General features: G+C 34.4%; 7 protein-coding genes and 1 pseudogene. 7 read left to right on the top strand and 1 reads right to left on the bottom strand.

The window, feature by feature from the left end; all coding sequences use genetic code 11:
• The 7 genes and pseudogenes from RQ907_RS06740 to rpe form a co-directional block, all read left to right on the top strand.
• A pseudogene (locus RQ907_RS06740) lies at window positions 1–168 on the top strand (methionyl-tRNA formyltransferase); the annotation flags it as partial.
• Window positions 161–1,447: a 16S rRNA (cytosine(967)-C(5))-methyltransferase RsmB gene (rsmB, locus tag RQ907_RS06735; protein ID WP_311492612.1), complete on the top strand. Its 1,287-nt coding sequence runs from the start codon at window positions 161–163 to the stop codon at window positions 1,445–1,447. The pseudogene RQ907_RS06740 and the gene rsmB, both read left to right, overlap by 8 nt.
• Complete coding sequence (rlmN, locus tag RQ907_RS06730) at window positions 1,440–2,462, top strand: 23S rRNA (adenine(2503)-C(2))-methyltransferase RlmN (protein ID WP_311492611.1); 1,023 nt, start codon at window positions 1,440–1,442, stop codon at window positions 2,460–2,462. The genes rsmB and rlmN overlap by 8 nt, the downstream gene beginning before the upstream one ends.
• Window positions 2,463–2,464: 2 nt before the next feature.
• Entirely contained in the window at window positions 2,465–3,190 is a 726-nt protein-coding gene (locus tag RQ907_RS06725; protein WP_311492610.1) for a Stp1/IreP family PP2C-type Ser/Thr phosphatase, read from the top strand.
• A gap of 9 nt (window positions 3,191–3,199) precedes the next feature.
• A complete protein-coding gene (pknB, locus tag RQ907_RS06720; RefSeq protein ID WP_311492609.1) occupies window positions 3,200–5,131 on the top strand; it encodes a Stk1 family PASTA domain-containing Ser/Thr kinase in 1,932 nt (643 codons plus the stop codon).
• On the top strand, window positions 5,131–6,000 hold the full coding sequence (gene rsgA / locus RQ907_RS06715; RefSeq protein ID WP_311492608.1) for a ribosome small subunit-dependent GTPase A: 870 nt from the start codon (window positions 5,131–5,133) through the stop codon (window positions 5,998–6,000). Before pknB ends, rsgA begins: the two co-directional genes overlap by 1 nt.
• Complete coding sequence (gene rpe, locus RQ907_RS06710; RefSeq protein ID WP_311492607.1) at window positions 5,994–6,653, top strand: ribulose-phosphate 3-epimerase; 660 nt, start codon at window positions 5,994–5,996, stop codon at window positions 6,651–6,653. The genes rsgA and rpe overlap by 7 nt, the downstream gene beginning before the upstream one ends.
• A gap of 114 nt (window positions 6,654–6,767) precedes the next feature.
• Here rpe and rpmB read toward each other — a convergent pair whose 3' ends face one another.
• Window positions 6,768–6,956: a 50S ribosomal protein L28 gene (gene rpmB / locus RQ907_RS06705; protein WP_209773937.1), complete on the bottom strand. Its 189-nt coding sequence runs from the start codon at window positions 6,954–6,956 to the stop codon at window positions 6,768–6,770.
• Window positions 6,957–7,046 lie beyond the last annotated feature (90 nt).

Genomic DNA, 7,046 nt, shown 5'->3' with positions numbered 1-7,046 from the left:
GCCGGAGAAATATTGGCAGCTAATAAAAAAGATAAAATCGTGATAGGAACAGGTGACGGGTCAATAAGGATAGAAAAAATCCAATTTCCAGGCAAAAAAGCCATGGATACAACATCTTTTCTTTTAGGAAATGATATAGAAGTAGGATATGTTTTAGAAAATGAATGATTTTGAAATAATTTTTTTTATCCTAAGAAGTGTCATTTATGAAGACGCCAAGTCAGCTGATATGATTAATGCCTACGCTAAAAAAGCGTCAAACCTACCTTTAGTTACAAAAACAGTCTATGGGGGTTTGGAAAATAAAATCTACATAGACTACATGATTAGGAAGCTATCAGCTATTAGACTTAAAAAAATTCATAATCACGTCCTTCTTATTTTAGAAATCGGAATTTATAATATTCATTTTTTGGAAACTAAAGATTACGCTACAGTTGACAAATTAGTTGACCTAACCAAAGCGAAAAATAAGAAATCCACAGGCTTTGTAAATGCCATCTTAAGGGCCTTTATAAAAGATGAAAAGGAACTTGCAAAAATTTACGAAACTGATGACATAAAGAGCCTTTCAATTAGGTATTCTTTTCCCGAAGAGATTACTAGGTATATTTATGATTTTTATGGGATGGACTATACCAAGGCTTATCTAAGGGATGCTGACAGGATAAAAGATATCTCAATCAGAGTTAATGAGCTAAAGACCAATAGGGAAGAGATAAAAAATTTGCTTGTAAATGAGGGCTTTGAAATAGAAGACGGAAAGATTTCCCCAAATGGTTTGATAGTAAAAAACCCTGCAGGTCTTGTGGCTACAAAGTTTTTTAAGGATGGACTTTTTACCATCCAACAAGAAGCCTCTATGAAAGCTGTTGAGGTCCTTGACCCAAGGGAAAATTCTAAAATCTTAGACCTATGTGCTGCCCCAGGTACAAAGACAACTTATATAGGTGAATATACAAAAAATACAAGCCAAATCATAGCAAATGATATTTCAAAAGCGAAAAATAAGTTGATTTTAGAAAATATTGATAGGTTAGGTTTGAAAAATATTTGTCTTACAAACTATGATGCTTCAACATTTATCAGAGATTTTGAAAATAAATTTGACTTTTGTTTGGTAGATGCGCCTTGTTCTGGTCTTGGAGTAGTGGGAAGAAAACCAGAAATACGATATAATAGAAATAAGGAAACGATTGTAAGGCTGGCAGAGCTCCAAAGAGAAATTCTAGCAAAGGCAGTTAAGTATGTAAAAAAGGGCGGCTATCTTGTGTATTCTACTTGCACCCTAGGTCCCTTAGAAAATAGGAACAATTTTAAATATTTAATGGAAAATAAAGATTTGGAATTAGTTCAAATTGATGGCCAAGATTTTATAGAATACAAGAGTTTTGAAGCCAACACTGATGGGTTCTTCATCAGTAAATTTAGGAAAATAAATGATTAGTATTAATGATAAGACAATAGCAGAAATAGAAGACTTATTTAAGGAAAAGTCCTACCAAAAATTTAGGGCCAAGCAGGTTTTCAGGGCAATCCATGTCAATAGGATAAATGATTTTGATGATATGACAGACCTTCCCTTAAAAATGCGAGAAGAACTTAAAAATGACTTTAAAATCGATAGGCTAGATGTACTTAAGACATTTGAATCAAAGGTAGACCAAACTAAGAAATATCTCTTGCAACTTGCCGACAAAAACATAGTAGAAGCAGTTTACATGGCTTATAAAGATAGGGCTACAATTTGTATCTCTAGCCAAGTTGGTTGCAGGATGGGCTGTACTTTTTGTGCATCAACAAAAAATGGCATGGTAAGAAATATGACAGCTTCTGAATTAATTGAAGAAGTTTATCTTGTAGAAAGACTTAATGGACCTATCTCAAATATTGTAATTATGGGAATCGGAGAACCTTTAGATAATTTTACAAATATCAAAAAGTTTATCGAAATAATTACAGATCCAAAGGGGAGAAATTTATCACACAGGTCCATTACCCTTTCAACATCAGGTCTTGCGACAAAAATAAAAGAATTGGCAGATACAGGATTAGACGTAAATCTTGCCCTAAGTCTCCACTACGCAGATAATCAAAAAAGAGCAGTTTATATGCCGGTTGCCAATAGGTATTCAATCGAAGATTTAATTGAAGCTACAGATTATTATTTTGACAAGACAGGTCGTAGGGTTTCTTTTGAATATGTAGTAATAGATGGGGTAAATAACTTAAATGAGGATGTGGAAAATCTCCACGACCTACTTTTCGGAAAAAATGTCCACATCAATTTAATTCCCCTAAATCCAATAGAGGAATTTGACCACAAAAAACCAGCAAGCAAGGTCCTTGAAGACTTTAGACAAAGACTAACAAAAAGAGGACTAAACGCAACCATTAGGAGGTCCATGGGCTCTGATATAGACGCCTCATGTGGCCAATTGAGAAATAATTATGCGAGGTAAGCATGAAATTTAGTACGATTACAAATATAGGCAAGATTAGAAAGGAAAATGAAGATTCATTTTCAAATATTAGCCTTGGGAATTTGGATTTTTTTATCGTAGCAGATGGAATGGGAGGACACAGCAAGGGAGAACTTGCCAGTAAACTCGCCGCTAAGCTTTTTATAAAATATATAAAAGAAGCTGACATCGAAAGTTATGATTCATATATAAATTTGCTTGAAGATGCAATTTTTTATGCAAATGAAGAAATATATAAATTATCATTAGAAGATGGCAATATAAAGATGGGAACGACTGTAGTTTGTCTTTGTATTGACCACAAGAATAAAACTTATTACCTAAGTCATTTGGGCGATTCTAGGGCATATATTTTTAGAAATGATAGCCTAACCCAACTAACAAGGGACCATTCTTTGGTAAATGATCTTTTGGATAGTGGTTCGCTTACAGAAGACGAGGCTAAAAATTTCATCAATAAATCAGCTATAACTAGGGCTGTTGGAACAGAAGAAAAAGTCCTTGCTGATAGTAAGTCCTTGCCAATGGAAGATGGGGACATAATCTTAATGGTTACAGATGGACTTACAAATGAACTGACAGACGAAGATATAAGACAGATAGTAAAAGATAACAAGGATCCCTACCAGGTATCATCAAAGCTTATTGAAGAAGCTATAAACCATGGTGGCAGGGACAATATTACTGTTACAACGATTTTACTATAAGAGGTTATTATGGATAAAATAATTTTAGACAGTAGATATGAGCTTATAAAAGAAATAGGCGTGGGAGGTATGGCCAAGGTTTACAAGGCCAAGGACAATCTTTTAGGCAGGTTTGTTGCCATAAAGATTTTAAAAGACCAGTACGCCGAGGATGAAGAATTTTCAAAGAAATTTAATAATGAGGCCCAATCAGCTGCGAGGCTTTCCCATATCAACATAGTAAATGTTTATGATATCGGAAAGGATATGTTAAATGGCCAGCTAATTCAATATATAGTTATGGAATATGTTGAGGGTGAGACTCTTAAAGATTTGATTAATAGGGAAAAAGTTCTAGAAAATCACGATATTATTGATTATTCAACTCAAATTGCCCAAGCTCTTAAGAGCGCCCATGATTCTGGTATTGTCCACAGGGATATAAAGCCACAAAATATTTTGATAGACAAGTATGGATTGTGCAAGGTGACTGATTTTGGTATAGCAAGAGTTTCGTCAAATGCAACTATTACCTACACAAGTTCTATTTTGGGTACAGTTCATTATATTTCTCCTGAGCAAGCTAAGGGTAAGATAGTAGATTTAAAATCAGACCTTTATTCTTTGGGTGCTGTGATGTATGAAATGGCAACAGGTAGAGTGCCTTTTGACGCAGACAATTCGGTAGGAATTGCAGTTATGCATATCCAAGACGACCCAATTCCTCCAAGGGAATTAAATCCTAATTTGTCCAAGCATTTGAATTACATAATTATGAAACTTTTGAAAAAAGACCCTACAGAGAGATTTCAAAATGCAAGCGAGCTTATAGAAGCCCTTGATGATGAATCCTTGGTCAAAGGTGGAGATTCTTATGAAGATACAGCTAGGATTCCGATAGTTGTTCCCAAAAAAGAAACATATCCTGATCCAATAGAGGAAAACAAGGAAGCTATTTATGTTTCCACTGGTGAAGATAAGGCAAAGAAAAAAAAGAAAAAAAATCCTATTAAGATTTGGCCATTAGCCCTTCTAGCTTTTATCTTGGTTGGAGTTGTGTATTTATTCTCTTCAAGGATGAATTCTGATGAAATAGAAGTGCCAACAGTTGTAAACCTCGCAGAAGACCAAGCTGTTAACCAGCTAGAAAAGCGAGGATTTAGAGCCAATATCTCCAGGTATGCAGAAAGTGATGAATACGAAAAGGGCAAGGTTATGAGCCAAGACCCAGAATCATCGACAAGAGCCAAAAAAGGCACTATTGTTAATTTAGTTATATCTTCCGGTAGGGAAGTGAAGGTTCCTGAACTAAAAAATATGAATTTAAGCCAGGCTGAAGAGACCTTAAAAGATTTAGGTTTAAAAATAGGTACAACCTCCACTGACTATTCGAATAATGTTGAAAAAGACTTGGTAATAAGACAAGTTCCTGTTGCAGGATCTTCAGTTCAGTCTGGTTCTGAAGTTAATGTAGTAATATCAGTAGGAAAGGAAGATACAACTGAAAATATCAAGGTAGGTAATTATGTAGGTATGGCAGAAAAAGATGCAATTACAGCTGCCAGAAACAACCACCTCAGAGTTAGAAATGTGGACTACCAGTATTCTTCTAACACTGCCAAGGGACTTGTAATCAGCCAATCAATAGGAGCTGATACAGAGGTTGCCGAAAATTCTGCTATAGACTTTGTAATAAGCCAAGGCGAAGAAGAAAAGGCAAAGAGTCCTAATAGGGAAGTTGAAATTAGGCTAAATGTTGCAAGTGAAAAGGAAAACTTTAATGTCAAAATTTATAAGGTAGACAGCAACGGAAACAAAAGTGACCTTTTATACAATGATTACCACACAGCAAGCGACCTAAATGATAATGGAGTATTAGTTCTCAAGTTTATGGCCATGTCAGGAACAAGTGTAGAAGTTCTGGTAGATGATGAATCCTATGGAGTGTATCAAGTTAACTAATGATTGGGAAAATAATTAAAAGTCAAAAAGAATTATATTATGTGGACACAAAAGAAAAGGTATTTATGGCCAAGGCTAGGGGCAACTTTAGGGTCAAGGCCCAAAAGCCTTTGGTGGGCGATAATGTTGAAATAGAGCTTTTGGAAGAATCGAAAGCCTATATAACAAAGTTACTTGATCGTAAAAATGAAATCAAAAGACCTAACATAGCAAATATTGACCAGCTTTTGGTTTTTGTAACTATAAATGACCCACCCCTTAATCTTTATAACCTAGATAAATACCTCGCTATGTGTGAGTATTTGAATATTTCTGTAACAATTATGCTAACAAAAATAGACCTAGCCCCTAGGGAGGAAATAGAAAATTTAGCAGAAATCTATAGGAATATTGGCTATGAAGTGATATTAATTGACAATTATAAGGATTTCCCAAAAGAAAAGATTAAACAAATCTTAAAGGGCAAAACATCCGCAGTTTCAGGTGCATCTGGCGTTGGAAAATCAACTTTTTTATCAAACCTAATTGATGCTGAAATTGAAATTGGATCCATAAGTCAAAAATCAAAAAGGGGCAAGAATACCACCCGCCATACAGAAATTTTTAAACTTGAAGAAGACACTTTTATTTTTGATACTCCTGGCTTTGATTCATTTGACCTTGATTTTTTAGAAGATGAAAATGACTTAAAAAACACCTTTGTAGAATTAAGGGACAGGTCTTGTAAGTTTAAGGATTGTAACCACATAAATGAGCCATCTTGCAGGGTCAAGGAAGACTTGGCAGAGGGGAAAATTTCCCAGTCACGATATAAAAATTATATCCAATTATTTGAAGAATTAAAACAAAGGAGATTAAACAAATGGTAAGACTAGCACCATCGATACTATCAGCAAATTTCGCTAATTTACAAGGCGATTTAGACCAAACCAAGGATTGTGGACTTAAAATGATTCACATTGATATAATGGATGGTACTTTTGTGCCAAATATCTCCTTTGGTTTTAAGATTATATCTGATATTAGGGATAAAAATGATTATTTTTTTGATACCCACCTTATGATTGGGGAACCAATTAGGTATATTGAAGATTTTAAGAAGGCAGGTTCTGACAGGATTACTGTTCATTATGAGGCCTGTAAGGATTTAAGAGCTACCTTAAAAGCTATTAGAGATGCTGGTATGGAAGTAGGATTGACTGCTAAACCTGAAACAGATCCAAAATTACTTTTAGAATATTTTGACCAAATCGATTTGATTTTGGTAATGAGTGTAAGACCTGGTTTTGGTGGACAAAAGTTTATGGCAGAAACAAAAGATACCATGGCTCTTTACAGAAAATACATTGATGAAAATAATTTAGATATAAAAATTGAAGTGGATGGGGGCATTAAAACTTCCAACGTGAGGGAAGTTTTAGACCTTGGAGTTGATGAAGTTGTAGTAGGCTCCGATGTCTTTGCCAAGGATATAAGGGCACAAATAAAGACTTATCACGAAATTTTTAAAGATTACGAATAAAAGAAAAAGCTGGTTTATGACAATATCATTTACCAGCTATTTTTGTGCGCAAATTAAAAAACTGACCACAAGGCCAGTTTAAAAATTTTTAATTTAGTACTAAACTAAAAAAGCTTAAGCTTTTTCTACTTTTCCACTTTTAATACATTTTGTACAAGCGTTAATAGTTTTTGGAGTGCCATCAACAATAGCTTTAATTTTGTGCACGTTTGCTTTAAAAGTTCTGTTAATTTGTCTATGTGAGAATGTTACAGACTTACCTGATGCTGTACCTTTGCCACATATATCGCATGCTCTTGCCATAATTACACCTCCTCCTTATTCATCTTTATTATTCTACCAAAGTTTTGCTGAAATTACAAATTTTTCCCTAAGATTTTTAAAGGAGATTTA

The organism is uncultured Anaerococcus sp. (assembly GCF_963510575.1).
Classification (GTDB): domain Bacteria; phylum Bacillota; class Clostridia; order Tissierellales; family Peptoniphilaceae; genus Anaerococcus.
This window is presented reverse-complemented; position numbering and strand designations above follow the sequence as displayed.

Bases quoted from the DNA above. Each gene is read 5' to 3' on its own strand.
- rsmB (WP_311492612.1), top strand. From the start codon at position 161: ATGAATGATTTTGAAATAATTTTTTTTATCCTAAGAAGTGTCATTTAT.
- rlmN (WP_311492611.1), top strand. From the start codon at position 1,440: ATGATTAGTATTAATGATAAGACAATAGCAGAAATAGAAGACTTATTT.
- RQ907_RS06725 (WP_311492610.1), top strand. From the start codon at position 2,465: ATGAAATTTAGTACGATTACAAATATAGGCAAGATTAGAAAGGAAAAT.
- pknB (WP_311492609.1), top strand. From the start codon at position 3,200: ATGGATAAAATAATTTTAGACAGTAGATATGAGCTTATAAAAGAAATA.
- rsgA (WP_311492608.1), top strand. From the start codon at position 5,131: ATGATTGGGAAAATAATTAAAAGTCAAAAAGAATTATATTATGTGGAC.
- rpe (WP_311492607.1), top strand. From the start codon at position 5,994: ATGGTAAGACTAGCACCATCGATACTATCAGCAAATTTCGCTAATTTA.
- rpmB (WP_209773937.1), bottom strand. From the start codon at position 6,956: ATGGCAAGAGCATGCGATATATGTGGCAAAGGTACAGCATCAGGTAAG.